This window comes from Cyanobium sp. CH-040, assembly GCF_024346135.1.
Lineage (GTDB): Bacteria > Cyanobacteriota > Cyanobacteriia > PCC-6307 > Cyanobiaceae > NIES-981.
On the sequence record NZ_JAGQCJ010000015.1, the window covers coordinates 20,485 to 35,706 of the forward strand.

The following is a 15,222-nucleotide window of genomic DNA, read 5'->3' on the forward strand; positions in this document are numbered from 1 at the left end:
CATGAGCCAGCCTCCCGATCCCGACAGCGCCTTGCCGCCCGAATCGCCCGCCTTCCCGCCCGAATCGATCGAGGCCTTTCTGCGCTTCTGCGCCGGCGAATGGATGAGCCTGCGCAGCCGTTTCGCGCTGGCGCAGTCCATGGACAACGCCGACGAAGGGGATGAGTGGCACACCAGTGAGCGGGGCGAACTGGTGGTGGCCTACCTGGAACCGGCGGCGGCCGACTCCCCGGGGGGTCTGCAGGTGGGGCCCAAGGGGGAGCCCTCCAGCCAACTCCTGTTCGCCGGCGACGGCAGCTTCCAGAGCGGCACAGGCCGCGGCACCTGGCAGCTCTGGCCCGATGGCAGTCTCGAGCTGGTGATCGCCGACGACAGGCGCGAACTGCGCGAGCGCATCTGGTTCACCAAGCCCAACCTGCGCCTGCGCTCGACGCTGGAGCACCGGGCCGACGGCAGCCCGGGCCGCGCCAGCTTCAGCTCCGAGATCCGCCGGGTGAGCCGGCAGGCTCCCGCCGACGGCTGAGCCGGCGGCGACAGCCATGGGCCGCGATGCAACAGCCATGCGCCTCGATGTGGTGACCCTGGCGCCTGAGGCCCTGCAGCCCCTGCTGGCGCTGGGGGTGATCGGCCGGGCGTTTCAGAGCGGCATCGCCGAGCTGCACACCCACAACCCGCGCGACTTCGCCACCGACCGCTACCGCAAGGTGGACGACGAGCCCTACGGCGGCGGCGCCGGCATGGTGCTCAAGCCCGAGCCGGTGTTCGCGGCGGTGGAGGCGATTCCGCTGCTGCCGCGGCGGAGGGTGCTGCTGATGAGCCCCCAGGGGCGGCCGCTGACCCAGCCCGACCTGCGCCGCTGGGCCGACGGCTACGAGCAGCTGGTGCTGCTCTGCGGGCATTACGAGGGCTTCGACGAGCGCATCCGCAGCCTCGCCGACGAGGAGGTGTCGATCGGCGATTTCGTGCTCACCGGCGGTGAGCTGCCGGCGGCGGTGGTGATCAACGGGGTGGTGCGGCTGCTGCCCGGCACCGTGGGCACCGCCGCCAGCCTGGAGGACGAGAGCCACAGCGGGCTGCTGCTCGAGCATCCCCACTACACCCGGCCGGCGGAGTTCCGGGGCATGACCGTGCCGGAGGTGCTGCGCAGCGGCGACCACGGCGCCATCGCCCGCTGGCGCCTGGAGCAGCAGCAGCAGCGCACCCGCGAGCGGCGGCCCGATCTGTTCGCGCGCTGGCAGGCCAGCCAGCAGACCCCGGAGGAGCAGCAGAGGAAGCCCTAGAAGCGACCCGCGACCGCGGCCCCTCAGCCCTTTGGAGGCGTCTGCTGGGGTCCCGCCTGCACACCGCGCAGGGCCGCCAGCAGGCTGGCCGGGCTCTGGGGATCCACCATCAGCACGCTGCCGCCGGGGGCTCCGGCCATCGCCTCACCCATCGCCATCCAGTCGCGGGCCAGCAGCAGCCGGATCGCCTCGGAGGTCTCGGGGTTGGCCTGCATCGCCTCGGCCAGCCGGGTGGCGGCCTCGGCGCGGGCCTGGGCCAGCAGGGTCTGCTGCTGGGCCTGGGCCTGGGCCTCGAGCACGAGCGCCTCCTGCTTGGCCTTGGCATCGAGCACCAGGGCCTCGGCCCGGCCGCGGGCGGCGTTGAGCTGGGATTCCTTCTCTCCCTCGGAGCGCAGGATCGCCGCGCGCTTCTGACGCTCAGCGGTCATCTGCTGCTCCATCGCCTGCTGCACCCCCGGCGACGGGTGGATGTCGCGCAGCTCCACCCGGGTCACCTTCACCCCCCAGGGGTCGGTGGCCTGATCGAGCTCGCGCAGCAGCACCTCGTTCACCTCGCTGCGGGTGGTGAAGGTCTGGTCGAGGTCGAGCTTGCCCATCTCGGCGCGGATCTGGGTGAGCACCAGGTTCACCATCGCCGCCTGCAGGTTGTCCACGCCGTAGTAGGCGCGAGCGTGCTCGAGCAGCTGCCAGTACACCACCGCATCCACCTCGATCGCCACGTTGTCGCGGGTGATGCACTGCTGGGGCGGGATGTCGAGCACCCGCTCCTTGAGCGATTCATGGCTCACCACCTTCTCCACCACCGGCAGCACGAAGGAGAGCCCGGGCTGCAGCTGGCGGTCGTACTTGCCCAGGCGCTCCACCAGCCGCGACTGGCCGCCGCTGGTCACCTTGACGCTGTTGATGCCCAGGAACGCCAGCACCACCAGGGCGGGCACACCGAAGAGGGGATCCATGGGCAGCAGCGGCCAGCGCAGGGCCGGATTCGACGGCACCCGTCAGGCTAGGCAGCATGGAGGAGTCTCACCAGGAGCAGCGCTCCTGCGGTCATGGCTGTCGCTGCGCTGATCTGGCTGGGAGTGGGGCTGACGCTGCTGCTGCTCGAAGGGCTGGGGGCGGAATTCGAGGGCCTGCTGGCCGGCGCCCTGGCCGCCCTGGCGGTGTCGCTGACGATCGCCCTGCTGCCCCTGCCTCCGGCCGGCCAGCTGCTGCTCTTCGCCCTGCTCACCGGGGGGCTGCTGCTGGGGCTGCAGCGCTGGTCCCAGCGGCGCCGGGAGCGGGCCATCCCGCTGCCCCACGCCGCCGATCAGGCCCAGGTGCTGAGCGGCTTCGAGGCCGACGGCGAGGGACGGGTGCTCTGGCAGGGCCAGAGCTGGGCGGCCACCAACCTGGAGCCAGGGCGGCAGCTGCTGCCCGGCCAGGCGGTGATGGTGATGGGCCGCGAGGGCACCCACCTGCAGGTGGTACCGCGCGGGGAGGCGGATGGCAGCCGGTGAAAGACTCACCGGGCAGCAGCGATCACCCGCCCAGGCCATGCAGCTCCGGATCGGCAACGGCTACGACATCCACCGCCTGGTGCCGGGGCGACCCCTGATCCTGGGGGGCCAGCGGCTCGAGCACCCGACCGGCCTCGGCCTCGATGGCCACAGCGACGCCGATGTGCTGGTGCACGCGATCATGGATGCCCTGCTTGGGGCGCTGTCGCTGGGGGACATCGGCCGCCATTTCCCCCCTGAGGATCCCCGCTGGAAGGGTGCCGACAGCCTGGAGCTGCTGGAGCAGGTGGTGGCCCTGGTGCGCGAGCAGGGCTGGAGCGTGGGCAACGTGGATGCGGTGGTGGTGGCCGAGCGTCCCCGGCTGCGCCCCCACATCGAGGCGATGCGCGCGGCCATCGCCCGGCGCATGGGGCTGAGCCCCGAGCAGGTGGGCGTCAAGGCCACCACCAATGAGCGCCTCGGCCCCACCGGCCGTGAGGAGGGCATCGCCTGCCATGCGGTGGCCCTGCTGCTGCAGCCATGACGGCGACACCCAGCCGGGCTGCGGAGCCGTCCCGCGGCCGCGCCCAGCCCCAGAGCCGCAGCGCCCGCGCCAGGATGCTGGCCTGGGTTCTGGCCCTGCTCACCGTTCTGGTCCCGCTCGGCGGCCAGCCGGCCTACGCCCTGCCAGCCTCCCCTGCCCGGGCCATGCCAGCTTCCCCTCAGCAAGCCAACCCCCATCCAGACAGCCCCCATCCAGACAGTCCCCGGGCAGAACGTCCCAAGCCAGAACGTCCCAAGCCAGCACGTCCGGAGCCAGCCAAACCTGACCCGACGGCGGTGGTGGAACAGCTGCGCCTGCGGGTGCCGGCGGCCGAGCGGGAGGCCTGGCTGGAGGCCGAACGCGGCAGCTGGGGGCCCTGGCTGGCGCGACAGGATGGCTTTCTGGGACGGGAGCTCTACTGGGATCCCAGACGCGAGCAGGCCACCCTGCTGATCCGCTGGGCCAGCCGCGCCCAGTGGCAGGCCATCCCCGGCGGTGAACTGGCGGCGGTGCAGGAGCGCTTCGAGCACATCGCCCGGCAGGCCACCGGCCACAGCCGGGGCAACCCCTTTCCGCTGGTGTTCGAAGGCGAGCTGGAGCCCCAGTGAGCAGCGGCGACACTCCTGAACACAGGCTCACTCCTGAACACAGGCTCGATCTGCAGCGCCGGGGGCGGCTGGGCATGGTGGAGGCCGTGTGGGGCGAGCACAAGAGCGCCGAGCAGATCGCCGCCATCGCCCGCACCCTGGAGGCCGCCGGGGAGATCGTGCTCGCCACCCGGGTGAGCGCGGAGAAGGCCGCGGCCGTGCAGGCCCTGCTGGCCGCGACGCCGGAGCAGCCACAAGCCCTCCGCTACCACCCCGAAGCCCGCTGTCTCACCAGCGGACGACTGCCGGATCCGATGCCGGAGCGGGGACGGGTGACGGTGCTGGCGGGCGGCACCAGCGATCTGGCGGTGGCGGCCGAGGCCCGGCTGGCGCTTGGCTGCCATGGCCTGCAGGCGGACCTGCTGCTGGATGTGGGCGTGGCGGGGCTGCACCGGTTGCTGGACCGCCTGGACACCCTGGCCGAGGCCGACGTGCTGATCGCCTGCGCAGGCATGGAAGGGGCCCTGCCGACCGTGCTGGCGGGCCTGCTGCCCCAGCCGGTGATCGGCGTTCCGGTGAGCGTGGGCTACGGCGTGAGCGCCGGCGGGCTGGCCGCCCTGCACGGCATGCTCGCCAGCTGCGCCCCTGGCCTGAGCGTGGTGAACGTGGACAACGGCTACGGCGCCGCGATGGCCGCCCTGCGCATCCTCAGACGTGACGCAGGTCGGGATAGGCGGTGAGCAGCTGCTCGGTGGTGAAGCTCTCACCGGCGCCATCGGGCTGCCAGATCACCTCCAGAGCCAGCAGATCGGCGGACGTCACCGAGCCCAGGGCCTGCAGCGAGCTGCGCAGCTGCTCGGCGTTGTCGGCACCGCGCAGGCTGATCGGCCGGCGGCTGGCCACCAGCAGGGTCACGGCGATGAAGTCGCTGGCCGCATCGCTTTCACCCACGGAGGCCCCGTCCAGCTGGGTGCGGCGCCCCGCCACGTTGGTGGTGAGTTCGCGGTCGAGCTTGCTGCGCTCGGCCATCGACAGGCGGTTGAAGGTGGCCTCGGCGCTGGCGAAGGGCACCTGGCCCACCTCGGCGCCGGCGTAGACCCAGAGATCGGGGTGGCGCAGCAGCGCCAGGGTGGTTTCCTGCAGCACCGTCTGCAGACCGGCATTGGTGCTGGTGTCGGCGGTGCCGGCCAGCCGGCGCAGGTCGGCCTGGAGCTGGCGGGCCGAGGCCAGCAGCCCTACCTGCAGCTGGGCGATGCTCACCGGACCATCCGCCCGCGGAGCCAGGGACCCGGGTGCCGCGCCCCCCATGGCCGGGCCGCCGCCGCCACGCACGGCGTTGGCGATCAGGCCCACCACCGCCATCAGCACCAGGAAGCCGAACAGGCCGCCGCCGCCGAAGCCGAAGATCGGGATCAGGAAGGGGAAGCCGATGCCGCCGCCACCGATGCCGCCGCCGTAGCCCCCGCCGTAGCCGCCGCGCAGGCCGCCACCGCCGCCGTAGCTGCGCGGCATCGAGGGAGCCGAGCGGAAGCTGCCGCCGCCGATGCGGCCGCCACTGGCGGCCCAGGAGGCCTGGGGGTGCACCAGCAGCAGGCCCAGCACCAGGGCCGGCAGAGCCAGCCAGGCGAAGAGCCGGCGAAGGCGAAGGCCCCGGCTGGTGGAGTGGGAGGAAGGCATGGGCAAACCCGAGGGTGTCGGGGCCAGGTCGTAGCCCCGGAATGGAATCTAGGAACCGCCCCCCACGATGGTGACCACCTCCAGCACGTCGGATTCCTGCACCGTCTGCACCCCCCAGCGGCTGCGGGGCAGGATCTCGCCGTTGAATTCCACCACCACCAGCTCGGGCCGGTAGCCCAGCTCCTGCAGCACCTCGGGCAGCGTCAGCCCGGAGGGGCAGCGGCGCTGTTCACCGTTCACCTGCAGCGCCATCGTCGGGCCGGGGCGGTCACCGGGCTGGGCGGCGGCGGGCACGATCGGCTCAGGTGAGATGTGGCCATGCTCGGGGATCGGGCCGCCCGCTGGCCAGTCCTGCGCCACGCCCCATCGACCGCCCCGCGCGGCGGCGGCTCAGTGCTCCCGCTCCAGAGCGGCCAGCAGCTCGCGGCTGGCGGCCGCCGGGTCGGCGGCCTCGGTGATCGCCCGCACCACCGCCACCCGCTCGGCGCCGGCCTGCCGCAGCGCCGGCACCCCGGCAGCCGTGATCCCGCCGATGGCGAAGCAGGGAATGGCAGAGGCGGCGGCGGCTTCGCGCACATAGGCCAGCCCCACCGGCTCCCGGCCGGGCTTGGTGGGCGTGGCGTTCACCGGGCCCACCCCCGCGTAGTCGCAGCCGTCGGCAACCGCCTGGTGCAGCTGCTCGATGGCGTGGGTGCTGCGGCCGATCAGGCGCTCCGGCCCCAGCAGCCGCCGGGCCACCGCCGGCGGCAGATCGCCCTGGCCCAGATGCACGCCGTCGGCGTCCACCGCCAGGGCCAGATCGATGCGGTCGTTGACGATGAACAGGGCCCCATGGCGCGCGCAGAGCTGGCGCAGGGCACGGGCCTGCTGCAGCCGGACGCCGTCAGTGAGGGGACTGCCGTCGTCGCCGACGCTGCCCTCCTTGGCCCGGTACTGCACCAGCCGCACTCCACCGGCGAGGGCGGCGGCCACCACGGGCTCCAGGCCGGGCACCGGGCTGGTCACCAGATACAGATGGCAGTCCAGCAGCTGCCGCCGCCGCTGCCCGCCCGCCCCGTCCCGGGCCAGCAGCTCCACCTCCAGGTCGTAGAGCCGGTAGCGGATGGCGGCGGCCTCGGCCGCCAGCTGCGGATCCACGGACCGCCCGAATTCCTCCAGCACGCGCAGGGCCTCCTGCACCCGGGCGGCATTGGCCGCCACCACCGCCCGGGGCTGCTGTCGCTCCGCCTGGGCGGGGTGGCCCAGACCGGCCGCCGGATCGGTGGCGGTGTGCCGGGCGCGCTTGTAGGCGTCGCGGTGCAGGCGCCCCAGCCGCTGGCGCAGGTCCTTGGTGCGGGCCACCAGATCGGAGCGCTCGAGGCCGAAGCGGGCCCAGTCCTCCAGCACCCGCAGGCCCTCCCGGGCCCGGTCGAGGTTGGCGTCCAGCAACCGGTGCACCGCGGCCAGCTCCGCCGGCGCCGCCCCGGAGGGAGCCCCGGCCGGGCGCGAAGGAGTGTCGGACGTGACCATGGCGACGGGCGGTGGCTGGGTAATTTGGCTGCACCGACATGCTGCCGGCCGGCAGATCCTCACGATGGGCAGCGGCGTGGATCAGGGCGGGGGCGACAGGCCGATGCTGGTGCTCGTCTCAGGAATCCTGCTGCTGGGGGGCATCGCCGCCTTCATCGTCTGGGGCCTCACCCACGCCTACCCCACGGCATAACAGCCGGGCCCGTTCGGCATCGGCGGCGATCTGGGCGCTGAGCGCCTCCAGGTCCTCGAAGCGCTGCTGCCGGCGCAGCAGCGCCAGCGGCTCCACCTTCAGCTCGCGGCCCACCAGCTCGAGGCGGCGGTCGAGGAGGTGCACCTCCACCGCCGAGGGGGCCGCGGGATCCACCGTGGGCTGGGGCCCCAGGTTCATCACCGCCGGCATCCAGCCGCCCTCCCCGCCGGCCCCGCGCTGCAGCTGCGCCCGGGCGGCGTACACCCCCTCCAGCGGCAGGAACTTGCGCCCGTCCACCTGCAGGTTGGCGGTGGGCCAGCCCAGCGTTCGCCCCAGCCCCCGGCCGCGCACCACCACCCCGCGGAAGCGGTAGGGGCGCTCCAGCAGCCGGCGGGCCTCGGCGATGTCGCCGGCGGCGAGGGCCCGGCGGATGCGGCTGCTGCTCACCCGCTCCGCGCCGTCCCAGAGCATCGGCAGCACGGTCACCGCGATGCCCCGGCGGCTGCCGATGGCCTGCAGGTCGCGGGCATCGCCGCAGCGGCCGGCCCCGAAGCGGAAGTTGTCGCCCACGGCGATGCGGCGGGCGTCGAGCTGACCCACCAGCACCTGATCCACGAAGGCCTCGGGCTCGAGGGCGGCCAGCTGGCGGTCGAACGGCACCAGCACCAGCTGCGCGATGCCGAGCGGCTCCAGCAGCTCCAGCTTCTCCGAGGGCAGGTCGAGGCGCAGGCGGGGTTCGCCGTGGAGCACCTCCCGGGGATGGGGCCAGAAGCTCACCACCGTGGGCACGCCCGCGCCGGCGGCGGTGACGGCGGCGATCACGCGGCGGTGGCCGCGGTGCAGCCCGTCGAAGCTGCCCAGGGCGATGGCGGTGGGACGGCTGGCCTGCCGGGGTGTCTGCAGGGGAATCAACGCGACAGTTCCCGAAGCCTCGGCATGCCCGGGCGATCTTCCCATGGCAGCTTGGGGGCATCCCTGCGCCCGCCCATGACCGACGAGCTGGATCTGCAGAGGCTCTCGGGAGCCCTGCGGCGGATGGGCTGGATCCGCTTCTGGGTTCAGGTGGCCCTGGGCGTGGTGGTGGTGGGAGTGCTGGTGTTCAACAACATCGGCGGCCGGCTGGTGGCCAACTCCGCCCGGGCCCTGGGCCTGGGGCCCGGCATCAGCCTCACCACCCTGGCCTTCCTGGTGCTGCTCTGGAGCGTGTGGCAGAGCTGGCTGGTGGTGCGCTGCGGCCGGGCCCTGGCCAGTGCCGTGAAACCCAGCCGGGGGGAGACCGGTCGGCTGCTCAAGCGCGGGCTGCTGGCCGACCTCGGCGGACTGACGCTGGCGGCGGTGGGGTATCAGGCCATGGCCGGCAGCCTGTTCGTGCAGGCCTCCCAGCAGGTGCCGGGCTTCTTCGGCGCCCAGATCCAGACCACCCCGGGCGCCGGCGGACGGGTGGTGGGCCTGCCGATCACCTCGATCGAGATGTTCACCGTGCTGGGCAACACCCAGGTGCTGTTCGCCCACCTGATCGGTCTGCTCTTCAGCCTCTGGATGCTGCAGCGGATCTACAGGGTGCGCTGAGCGTTCTGCGCAGCCAGGCCCTCGGTGCCCAGCCCCTCGAGGGCCGGCAGGGTGGCGGTGTCGCCCATCCAGAAGAGCTCCGGCTGCAGCGGGCTGAGGGCCACCCCGCCGGCATGCACGTGGGCCACATCGGTGGGCCACTGGGGCGGACCCGCCACGGCCGCCTCCAGGTCGTTGGCCACCTCACCGGCCAGCCAGTAGTAGGTGCGGCCGCGGGGATCGACGCGGCGCTCGAACTGGTCGGTGTAGCGGCGCACGGCGGTGCGGCACCAGCGCAGCGGGCCGATGCTCTCGGCCGGCCGCGGCGGCACGTTGAGGTTGAGCAGCAGGCCCTGGGGCCAGCCCTCCGCCAGCATGCGCTCGGCCACATCCAGGGCCAGGGTGGCGGCGGGCTCGAACTGGCGCCACTGGAAATCGGCGCTGCTCACCGCCAGGGCCGGCAGGCCCTCGATCGTGCCCTCCATCGCCGCGCTCACGGTGCCGGAATAGAGCACGTCGGTGCCCAGGTTGGGGCCATGGTTGATGCCGGAGAGCACCAGATCCGGCCACTCCTCCAGCAGCGAGAACAGGGCCAGCTTCACGCAGTCGCTGGGGGTGCCGCTGCAGGCCCAGGCGCTGATGCCGTCGTCGAACAGCTCATCGGCCCGCTCGGCGCGGATGGGGGTCTGCAGGGTGAGGCCGTGGCCGGTGGCGGAGCGCTCCTGGTCGGGGCAGACCACCGTGACCTGGTGGCCGCGGGCGTTGGCGGCGTTGGCCAGGGTGCGGATCCCGGCGGCGAAGACCCCGTCGTCGTTGCTGATCAGGATCCTCAAGGGGTGCATCGCTGCGGGGGCTGCTCTTTACAGTCTCCACCTCGCCCCCAACTGCTGGTTTGTCGTGAGCGTCACCGTGTCGCTGGAGGATCTCACCGCCCGGCTCGAGCAACTGGAGAGCGAGGCGGCGGCGGCGATCGCCGGGGCCGGCAGCGCCGCAGAGCTCGAGGAGCTGCGGGTGGGTCTGCTGGGCAAGAAGGGCCGGCTCTCGGCCGTGCTCGGGGCGATGGGCACCCTGCCGGGCGCCGAACGGCCCGTGATCGGCCAGCGCGCCAACGTGCTCAAGCAGCAGCTGCAGACCCTGCTCAGCGAGCGCCTGGAGGCCCTGAACTCGGCCGCCATGGCCGCCCGCATCGCCCGGGAAAGCCTCGATGTGACGGCCCCCAGCCGCTTCGTGCCCGTGGGACGGCGCCACCCCCTGATCAGCACGATCGAGGAGATCGTGGACATCTTCAGCGGCCTCGGCTACCGGGTGTCCGAGGGCCCGGAGATCGAGACCGATTACTACAACTTCACCGCCCTCAACATCCCCGAGCACCACCCCGCCCGGGACATGCAGGACACCTTCTATCTGCAGGACGGCCGGCTGCTGCGCACCCACACCTCGCCGGTGCAGATCCGTCACCTGGAGACCAACCCGCCGCCGGTGCGGGTGATCGCACCCGGCCGCGTCTACCGCCGCGACGCCGTGGACGCCACCCACTCGCCGGTGTTCCATCAGGTGGAGGTGCTGGCGATCGACGAGGGCCTGGCCTTCACCCATCTGCGCGGCACCGTGACGGCGTTTCTGCAGCGCTTCTTCGGCGACCTGCCGGTGCGCTTCCGGGCCAGCTACTTCCCCTTCACCGAACCCAGCGCCGAGGTGGACGTGCAGTGGCGGGGCCGCTGGCTGGAGGTGATGGGCTGCGGCATGGTCGATCCGGCGGTGCTGGAGGGCATGGGGCTGGATCCGGAGCGCTGGAGCGGATTCGCCGCCGGCCTGGGGGTGGAGCGCTTCTGCATGGTGCGCCACGGCATCGACGACATCCGCCGCCTTTACACCAGCGATCTGCGCTTCCTGGAGCAGTTCTGAGCACGGCCATAAACTTCGAGCAGCTCCCCGCCCCGCGATCGGTGCCCCGCGTCGGACTGATCGTGAATGACGGCAAGGCCCTGGCCGTGAGCACGGCCGATGCCCTCGAAGAGCGCTTCGGCACCCACGGCTGGGAGGTGCGGCGGGTGAGCAGCTCCGGCGGCATGGTGGGCTTCGCCAACCCCGACCAGCACCTGCGCAGCCGCGGCTACCGGGCCTGCGTGCCTGCCTGCTTCAGCGAGGAACTGGAGCTGGCGATCGTGCTGGGCGGTGACGGCACGGTGCTCTCGGCGGCGCGGCAGACCGCACCGATCGGCGTGCCGATCCTCACCATCAACACCGGTCATCTGGGGTTTCTGGCCGAGGCCTATCTGAACCAGCTGGATCAGGCCCTCGAGCAGGTGATCGCCGGCCAATGGACGGTGGAGGAGCGCACCATGCTCGTGGTGAGCGTGATGCGCGCGGAGCAGCGCCGCTGGGAGGTGCTCTGCCTCAACGAGATGGCCCTGCACCGGGAGCCGCTCACCTCGATGTGCCATTTCGAGATCGCCATCGGCCGCCATGCCCCGGTGGACATCGCCGCCGACGGCGTGATCCTCTCCACCCCCACCGGCTCCACCGCCTATGCCCTCAGCGCCGGAGGCCCGGTGATCACCCCCGACTGCCCGGTGCTGCAGCTCACCCCGATCGCGCCCCACTCCCTGGCCTCGCGGGCGCTGGTGTTCAACGACCGCGAACCGGTGACGGTGTTCCCGGCCACACCGGAGCGGCTGATGATGGTGGTGGATGGCAGCGCCGGTTGCTACATCTGGCCGGAGGACCGCATCCTGATCCGGCGCAGTGACCATGGTGTGCGGTTCGTTCGCCTCGCCGATCACGAATTCTTCGCGGTGCTGCGCAACAAGCTGGGCTGGGGTCTGCCGCACGTGGCCAAACCCGCCAACGGAGCGCTGTCCTGAGCGCGGTCATGACTGAAACCCGCCTGCTGCTGCTCGGGCCGGAGGCCGAGGCCCAGGCCGGGCGCCTCGAGGCCTCCGGCTACACGGCCCTGCGCAGCCTCACCGAGGCCAGGCCGGACCCCGACCTGGTGCTGCTGGCGGCTGCCGAGGCAGGCGTCATCGGCGAACTGCGCCGGCGCTATGGCGAGGTGCCGATCCTGCTGGCGGTGGAGGCCGACTCGGTGGAAGGCCGGGTGCGCTGCCTGAGCGCCGGCGCCGACGACTTCTGGCTGCCCGACCAGGGTGCCAGCGACCTGCTGATGCGGCTGCGCCTGCAGCTCGACCTGCGCCGCCGCAGCGGCGTTCCCTCACCGCTGCTGCAGGTGGCCGACCTCAGCCTCAATCCCAGCAGCCGGCAGGTGAAGCGCGGCACCCGGCCGGTGGCCCTGACGGCCCGCGAGTACCAGCTGCTGCTGCTGCTGCTGGAGCGTCAGGGCACGGTGGTCAGCCGTGAGCAGATCCTGCGTCAGGTGTGGAACGACGAGCGAGGCATGGCCAGCAACGTGATCGAGGTGTACGTGCGCTACCTGCGCCAGAAGCTGGAGCAGGAAGGCGAACGGCGCCTCATCCACACGATCCGCGGCCAGGGCTACTGCCTGAGTGCCGGCATGCCCCCCATGGCCGGAGCCTGATGGGCACTGGAGCGCGACCGCCGGGCATGGGCCTGGTGATGGGCGGGCTGTTGCTGGGGGCGTCGCTGGCAACGGCCCTGGGCGCGGCGCCGGCGGTGCGCAGCGACGACCAGGCGGGCCCGCCCCAGGTTCTGCCGATCACGGCCCGCTGGTGCCTCGATCCCCAGCGCTGCATCCAGCTGGAGGTGGCCGACACCCCGCGCCGCCAGGCCCTCGGCCTGCAGGAGCGGCCCCGCCTTCCTCCCCTGCGGGGGATGTGGTTCCCCTACGACCCGCCGGCACCGGCCCGCTTCTGGATGCACCGCACCCCGGAACCGCTCGACATGATCTTCGTGCGCGAGGGCCGGGTGCTGGCGATCGAGGGCGGTGCCAGGCCCTGCCCCCGGCTGCCCTGCCCCAGCTACGGTCCGGCCGAAGCGGTGGAGGGGGTCCTCGAACTGGCGGCCGGGGAGGCGGCGCGCCTGGGGATCGTTCCCGGCACCACGGTGCGGATCGAACCCTGGCGGCCGGAGATCCGGAACCTAGGGTCGTGATTCTTCTGCCGCGCCACCGATGGGCTTCCGCCTGGCCAGCTACCGGGAGTTCCTCACCGCCAACCCCGGCCTGGATCGCTCCGCCACGTTCAAGCGCGGGGCCTCGGCTTACACACTGGTGCGCGGGGCCGTGGTCAACGGCACGCAGCAGCGGCTGAGCTGGGAGGGGGCGGAACGGCAGGCCCGCAGGCTGGGCGGGAACCTGATCACGATCAATGACGCAGCGGAGAACCGCTGGGCCACCCGCACCTACGCGCCGATCGCCTTCGACCCCTGCGGCCTGTGGATCGGCCTCAATGACATCCGCAGGGAGGGAACCTGGGAGTGGTCCTCAGGGGAGAACGCCACCTACCGCAACTGGGTGCCGCGGGGAACCCCCGGCTACCCAAGCGGCGAGCCCAGCAACGGCCCGGGTGAGGACTTCGTGCACATCTACTTCAACCCCGCTGCCAAGGGCCGCTGGAAGGACACCGATATCGGCTACCGCGATGTCGCGCTCGGGGGAGGCATCGCCGAAATCCCGATCGCCCGGGTGATCCGGGGAGGAGACCGCAGCGACAGGCTCCTGGGAGGGGGCGGTGCCGACCGTCTGCTCGGAGGCAAGGGCAACGACGTGCTGCGCGGCCGCGGCGGCAACGACGACCTTCTGGGAGGTGCCGGCGCCGATGTGCTCACGGGGGGCATCGGCAGGGATGTCTTCCTGTACACAGCTCTCAAGGACAGCGCCGCGGGACGGAGGACGCGGGATCGCATCACCGATTTCGATGGCAAGGCCGGGGACAGGATCGACCTGTCGGAGATTCCCGAGCTGCGGACCTTCACCTACCTGAAGGGGAAATCCTTTTCCGGAAAAGCCGGCAAGGCCCCGGAGGTGAGGTTCGAGGGCGGGCTGCTGGAAGCGGACGTCACCGGCAATGGCAAGGCCGATTTCGCCATCACGCTGGCGGGGGTGACTCAGGTGAACGCCGGCTGGATCCTCTGATCGGGAGCCGCCCCGTCAGCACCAGCACCGGGTTCATCGGCGCCAGGCGGGTGCCGTCCGCCAATGGAGCTCCCCGCCAGGCCTGATGCTGGCTCACCGTCACCGCCAGCCCGGCGGCCTCCAGCACGGGTCTGAGCTCGGCCAGGGCCTCCAGCGTGGCCAGGGGGATCACCACCACTCCGCCCGGCCGCAGGCGCGCGAGCACGGTTTCGAGGATCGCCCGGCGCTGGCGGCCGCCGCCGCCGACCAGCACCCGGTCGGGATCGGGCAGCTCAGCCAGCCCCTCCGGAGCGCGGCCCTCGAGCACCGCCGCCGGCCGCACCCCCAGCCGCGCGGCATTGGCCTCGATCAGCGCCTTTGATGCCCCCCGGGCCTCCAGGGCCCAGAGCTGCAGCTGCGGCCGCAGCCGCAGGGCCTCCAGACCCACCGATCCCACACCGGCGCCGAGGTCCCAGAGCACGCCGCGGGCCGGCAGCTGCAGCTCGGCCAGCAGCTGGACGCGCACCTCCCGCTTGGTCATCAGACCGGGGCGGTCGTCATGCTGCAGAAACGCACCATCCGGCAGCCCGAACAGCGGCAGCGTTTCGGCAGGCTCCGGATCCGGCGGCCGGGCGATCAGCAGCACCAGATGCAGCGGGTCGAGATCGGCGGGCAGGGGATCCGCCGGCGCCAGCCGCTGCACCCGCTCCGCGGCATGGCCCAGCCGCTCGCACAGCCACAGCGCGTAGGCGCTCTCCAGACCCGAGGCGGCCAGCAGACGGCGCACCTCCTCCGCACCGCCGCGGCCTGGATCGGTGAGCACCGCCAGCGCCGCCGGACGCTGCTGCAGGGCCGCGGCCAGCGGTTCGGGATCGCGGCCGTGCAGGCTGATCCAGCGCGCGTCCTGCCAGGGCCGGCCGATGCGCGCAAAGGCCAGCTGCAGGGAGCTGGGGGCGGGATGGAAACGCAGGGCGTCGCGGCCGAAGGCCTCCAGCAGCGTGCGGCCGATGCCGAACCAGAGCGGATCGCCGCTGGCGAGCACCACACAGGAGCGGCCCTGCCGGAGCGCGTCCCGCAGCCGCTGCACCAGCTCCTCGGGGCGGTCGCTGACGATCAGGGCATGGGCCGGCAGAACGTCGGCCAGCTGGGCCAGCAACCGCCGCGGTGCGGCCACCAGCGCCGCCGCCTCCACCAGGGCCCGCTGCGGCGGCGCGAGGGTCGCCAGGCCGCCGGCATCACAGCCCACCACCTCGATCGGGCCACCCGCCAGCCCGCCCTCGATCCCACTGTCGCTGCCGTTCAGCGCCCCACCGCCGGTGCCGCCATGATGCTCACCCATGGCGACACCGGCGCAGCCCGACAGCTCTCCACCGGCAGCAC

19 protein-coding genes are annotated in these 15,222 nt (G+C 72.7%); 12 read left to right on the forward strand and 7 right to left on the reverse strand.

Annotated features, from left to right (window positions below; translation table 11 throughout):
* Position 1: 1 nt before the first annotated feature.
* Entirely contained in the window at positions 2 to 523 is a 522-nt protein-coding gene (locus KBY90_RS12390; RefSeq protein ID WP_254968956.1) for a phycobiliprotein lyase, read from the forward strand.
* A 37-nt stretch (positions 524 to 560) separates the two neighbouring features.
* The gene (gene trmD, locus KBY90_RS12395) at positions 561 to 1,280 is read left to right on the forward strand and encodes a tRNA (guanosine(37)-N1)-methyltransferase TrmD (RefSeq protein ID WP_254969002.1); all 720 of its coding nucleotides are present in this window, start codon (positions 561 to 563) and stop codon (positions 1,278 to 1,280) included.
* A 23-nt stretch (positions 1,281 to 1,303) separates the two neighbouring features.
* Here trmD and KBY90_RS12400 read toward each other — a convergent pair whose 3' ends face one another.
* Entirely contained in the window at positions 1,304 to 2,236 is a 933-nt protein-coding gene (locus KBY90_RS12400; RefSeq protein ID WP_254969003.1) for an SPFH domain-containing protein, read from the reverse strand.
* 93 nt (positions 2,237 to 2,329) lie between these two features.
* On the opposite strand from KBY90_RS12400, the gene KBY90_RS12405 reads away from it, so the two are divergent.
* The 4 genes from KBY90_RS12405 (at position 2,330) to larB (ending at position 4,626) form a co-directional block, all read left to right on the forward strand.
* Positions 2,330 to 2,776 (forward strand): NfeD family protein, encoded by a 447-nt coding sequence (locus tag KBY90_RS12405; RefSeq protein WP_254968957.1) that lies wholly within the window; start codon positions 2,330 to 2,332, stop codon positions 2,774 to 2,776.
* 37 nt (positions 2,777 to 2,813) lie between these two features.
* Entirely contained in the window at positions 2,814 to 3,299 is a 486-nt protein-coding gene (gene ispF / locus KBY90_RS12410; protein WP_254968958.1) for a 2-C-methyl-D-erythritol 2,4-cyclodiphosphate synthase, read from the forward strand.
* Positions 3,300 to 3,598: 299 nt separating this feature from the next.
* Positions 3,599 to 3,907, forward strand: a complete 309-nt coding sequence (locus tag KBY90_RS12415) for a TIGR03792 family protein (protein ID WP_315858740.1) — start codon at positions 3,599 to 3,601, stop codon at positions 3,905 to 3,907.
* Positions 3,908 to 3,981: 74 nt separating this feature from the next.
* Positions 3,982 to 4,626 (forward strand): nickel pincer cofactor biosynthesis protein LarB, encoded by a 645-nt coding sequence (larB, locus tag KBY90_RS12420; RefSeq protein WP_254969004.1) that lies wholly within the window; start codon positions 3,982 to 3,984, stop codon positions 4,624 to 4,626.
* Here the strand turns inward: larB and KBY90_RS12425 are convergent.
* The 4 genes from KBY90_RS12425 to KBY90_RS12440 form a co-directional block, all read right to left on the reverse strand.
* Entirely contained in the window at positions 4,595 to 5,563 is a 969-nt protein-coding gene (locus KBY90_RS12425) for a DUF1517 domain-containing protein (protein WP_254968959.1), read from the reverse strand. The genes larB and KBY90_RS12425 overlap by 32 nt on opposite strands.
* Positions 5,564 to 5,611: 48 nt before the next feature.
* Positions 5,612 to 5,815: a sulfur carrier protein ThiS gene (thiS, locus tag KBY90_RS12430; protein WP_254969005.1), complete on the reverse strand. Its 204-nt coding sequence runs from the start codon at positions 5,813 to 5,815 to the stop codon at positions 5,612 to 5,614.
* 138 nt (positions 5,816 to 5,953) lie between these two features.
* Positions 5,954 to 7,072, reverse strand: coding sequence for a thiamine phosphate synthase (locus tag KBY90_RS12435; RefSeq protein ID WP_254968960.1), 1,119 nt, complete (start codon positions 7,070 to 7,072; stop codon positions 5,954 to 5,956).
* Between the two features lie 118 nt (positions 7,073 to 7,190).
* A complete protein-coding gene (locus KBY90_RS12440; RefSeq protein ID WP_315858741.1) occupies positions 7,191 to 8,177 on the reverse strand; it encodes a bifunctional riboflavin kinase/FAD synthetase in 987 nt (328 codons plus the stop codon).
* A 75-nt stretch (positions 8,178 to 8,252) separates the two neighbouring features.
* Here KBY90_RS12440 and KBY90_RS12445 point away from each other — a divergent pair, with 75 nt between their 5' ends.
* Positions 8,253 to 8,834 carry a DUF3611 family protein gene (locus tag KBY90_RS12445; RefSeq protein ID WP_254968961.1) on the forward strand — a complete coding sequence of 194 codons (582 nt, stop codon included), beginning with the start codon at positions 8,253 to 8,255 and terminating at the stop codon, positions 8,832 to 8,834.
* Here the strand turns inward: KBY90_RS12445 and surE are convergent.
* A complete protein-coding gene (gene surE, locus KBY90_RS12450; protein ID WP_254968962.1) occupies positions 8,819 to 9,655 on the reverse strand; it encodes a 5'/3'-nucleotidase SurE in 837 nt (278 codons plus the stop codon). The two genes, KBY90_RS12445 and surE, sit on opposite strands and share 16 nt — an antisense overlap.
* A gap of 55 nt (positions 9,656 to 9,710) precedes the next feature.
* Between surE and pheS the strand changes: the two genes are divergently transcribed.
* Genes pheS through KBY90_RS12475 form a run of 5 tightly spaced genes read left to right on the forward strand, consistent with a single transcriptional unit; the run spans position 9,711 to position 13,863 of the window.
* Positions 9,711 to 10,718, forward strand: coding sequence for a phenylalanine--tRNA ligase subunit alpha (pheS, locus tag KBY90_RS12455; protein ID WP_254968963.1), 1,008 nt, complete (start codon positions 9,711 to 9,713; stop codon positions 10,716 to 10,718).
* 41 nt (positions 10,719 to 10,759) lie between these two features.
* Positions 10,760 to 11,677: an NAD(+) kinase gene (locus tag KBY90_RS12460; protein ID WP_254968964.1), complete on the forward strand. Its 918-nt coding sequence runs from the start codon at positions 10,760 to 10,762 to the stop codon at positions 11,675 to 11,677.
* Positions 11,678 to 11,685: 8 nt separating this feature from the next.
* Positions 11,686 to 12,348 (forward strand): response regulator transcription factor, encoded by a 663-nt coding sequence (locus KBY90_RS12465; RefSeq protein WP_254968965.1) that lies wholly within the window; start codon positions 11,686 to 11,688, stop codon positions 12,346 to 12,348.
* Positions 12,348 to 12,881, forward strand: a complete 534-nt coding sequence (locus KBY90_RS12470) for a DUF192 domain-containing protein (protein ID WP_254968966.1) — start codon at positions 12,348 to 12,350, stop codon at positions 12,879 to 12,881. Before KBY90_RS12465 ends, KBY90_RS12470 begins: the two co-directional genes overlap by 1 nt.
* Positions 12,882 to 12,900: 19 nt before the next feature.
* The gene (locus tag KBY90_RS12475; protein ID WP_254968967.1) at positions 12,901 to 13,863 is read left to right on the forward strand and encodes a M10 family metallopeptidase C-terminal domain-containing protein; all 963 of its coding nucleotides are present in this window, start codon (positions 12,901 to 12,903) and stop codon (positions 13,861 to 13,863) included.
* Here the strand turns inward: KBY90_RS12475 and cbiE are convergent.
* Positions 13,817 to 15,181, reverse strand: a complete 1,365-nt coding sequence (gene cbiE, locus KBY90_RS12480; protein ID WP_254968968.1) for a precorrin-6y C5,15-methyltransferase (decarboxylating) subunit CbiE — start codon at positions 15,179 to 15,181, stop codon at positions 13,817 to 13,819. The genes KBY90_RS12475 and cbiE overlap by 47 nt on opposite strands.
* Between the last annotated feature and the right edge of the window lie 41 nt (positions 15,182 to 15,222).

Excerpts from the sequence above, each read along its gene's own strand:
- KBY90_RS12390 (WP_254968956.1), top strand. The coding sequence starts at position 2 with ATGAGCCAGCCTCCCGATCCCGACAGCGCCTTGCCGCCCGAATCGCCC.
- trmD (WP_254969002.1), top strand. The coding sequence starts at position 561 with ATGCGCCTCGATGTGGTGACCCTGGCGCCTGAGGCCCTGCAGCCCCTG.
- KBY90_RS12400 (WP_254969003.1), bottom strand. The coding sequence starts at position 2,236 with ATGGATCCCCTCTTCGGTGTGCCCGCCCTGGTGGTGCTGGCGTTCCTG.
- KBY90_RS12405 (WP_254968957.1), top strand. The coding sequence starts at position 2,330 with ATGGCTGTCGCTGCGCTGATCTGGCTGGGAGTGGGGCTGACGCTGCTG.
- ispF (WP_254968958.1), top strand. The coding sequence starts at position 2,814 with ATGCAGCTCCGGATCGGCAACGGCTACGACATCCACCGCCTGGTGCCG.
- larB (WP_254969004.1), top strand. The coding sequence starts at position 3,982 with ATGGTGGAGGCCGTGTGGGGCGAGCACAAGAGCGCCGAGCAGATCGCC.
- KBY90_RS12425 (WP_254968959.1), bottom strand. The coding sequence starts at position 5,563 with ATGCCTTCCTCCCACTCCACCAGCCGGGGCCTTCGCCTTCGCCGGCTC.
- thiS (WP_254969005.1), bottom strand. The coding sequence starts at position 5,815 with ATGGCGCTGCAGGTGAACGGTGAACAGCGCCGCTGCCCCTCCGGGCTG.
- KBY90_RS12435 (WP_254968960.1), bottom strand. The coding sequence starts at position 7,072 with ATGGTCACGTCCGACACTCCTTCGCGCCCGGCCGGGGCTCCCTCCGGG.
- KBY90_RS12445 (WP_254968961.1), top strand. The coding sequence starts at position 8,253 with ATGACCGACGAGCTGGATCTGCAGAGGCTCTCGGGAGCCCTGCGGCGG.
- surE (WP_254968962.1), bottom strand. The coding sequence starts at position 9,655 with ATGCACCCCTTGAGGATCCTGATCAGCAACGACGACGGGGTCTTCGCC.
- KBY90_RS12465 (WP_254968965.1), top strand. The coding sequence starts at position 11,686 with ATGACTGAAACCCGCCTGCTGCTGCTCGGGCCGGAGGCCGAGGCCCAG.
- KBY90_RS12470 (WP_254968966.1), top strand. The coding sequence starts at position 12,348 with ATGGGCACTGGAGCGCGACCGCCGGGCATGGGCCTGGTGATGGGCGGG.
- KBY90_RS12475 (WP_254968967.1), top strand. The coding sequence starts at position 12,901 with ATGGGCTTCCGCCTGGCCAGCTACCGGGAGTTCCTCACCGCCAACCCC.
- cbiE (WP_254968968.1), bottom strand. The coding sequence starts at position 15,181 with ATGGGTGAGCATCATGGCGGCACCGGCGGTGGGGCGCTGAACGGCAGC.